Source organism: Allobaculum fili, from assembly GCF_020969955.1.
In the GTDB taxonomy this organism is placed as follows: Bacteria; Bacillota_I; Bacilli_A; order Erysipelotrichales; family Erysipelotrichaceae; genus Allobaculum; species Allobaculum fili.
The window spans coordinates 1-979 of the sequence record NZ_JAHDSX010000092.1; the positions used below are offsets into that span (position 1 = coordinate 1).

Consider the following 979-nt stretch of genomic DNA (forward strand, 5'->3'; position numbering starts at 1 on the left):
TGCCGCCCACCTGTGTCGGTTTTGGTACGGGCCAAGATAAAGTATCGCTAGAAGCTTTTCTTGAAAGCCGCTCCATGTGCTTCGCTACTTTCCAAGGATTTCGCTTACCTCTAACGCTCTGTACCTCCTGGTCCGGATTTGCCTGGACCGGTACTGCCGCGCTTCGCCCTCAATCCATTAAGAGGGTCACACTTCCCGTCTTTGTCACTCCATCGCCTTTATCTCAGGTGCAGGAATCTTCGCCTGCTTTCCATCTGCTTCGCCTGTCGGCTGCGCATTAGGTCCCGACTGACCCGGGGCGGACGAACCTTCCCCCGGAATCCTTGGGCTTTCGGTGTGCAGGATTCTCACCTGCATCTCGCTACTCACACCGGCATTCTCACTTCCATGTCCTCCACATCCCCTTACGGTAATGCTTCCACGAACATGCAACGCTCCCCTACCACTAAATACTTCAGTACTTAATCCGCGCTTTCGGCAGACAGCTTAGCCCCGGTACATTTTCGGCGCAGGGCCACTCGACTAGTGAGCTGTTACGCACTCTTTCAAGGATGGCTGCTTCTGAGCCAACCTCCTAGTTGTCCGTGCGTCCCCACATCCTTTTCCACTGAGCTGTCATTTTGGGGCCTTAAACGGCGGTCTGGGCTGTTTCCCTCTTGAGCACGGACCTTATCACCCGCACTCTGACTGCCAACGACTTCCCGCTGCGGCATTCGTAAGTTTGATTCCATTCAGTACCCCGGGATGGGGCCATCATGAATTCAGCGCTCTACCTCCGCAGCCATAACATTGACGCTAGCCCTAAAGCTATTTCGGGGAGAACCAGCTATCTCCGGGTTCGATTGGAATTTCTCCGCCAGCCACAGGTCATCCGCCAGCTTTTCAACGATGGTCGGTTCGGTCCTCCACAAAGTTTCACCTCTGCTTCAACCTGCCCATGGCTAGATCACCCGGTTTCGGGTCTGCTCCTGACTACTTG

1 rRNA gene is annotated in these 979 nt (G+C 54.9%); it reads right to left on the minus strand.

Annotated elements, in window-relative coordinates:
• Positions 1–979 (minus strand): 23S ribosomal RNA (locus Afil_RS10625); the annotation flags it as partial.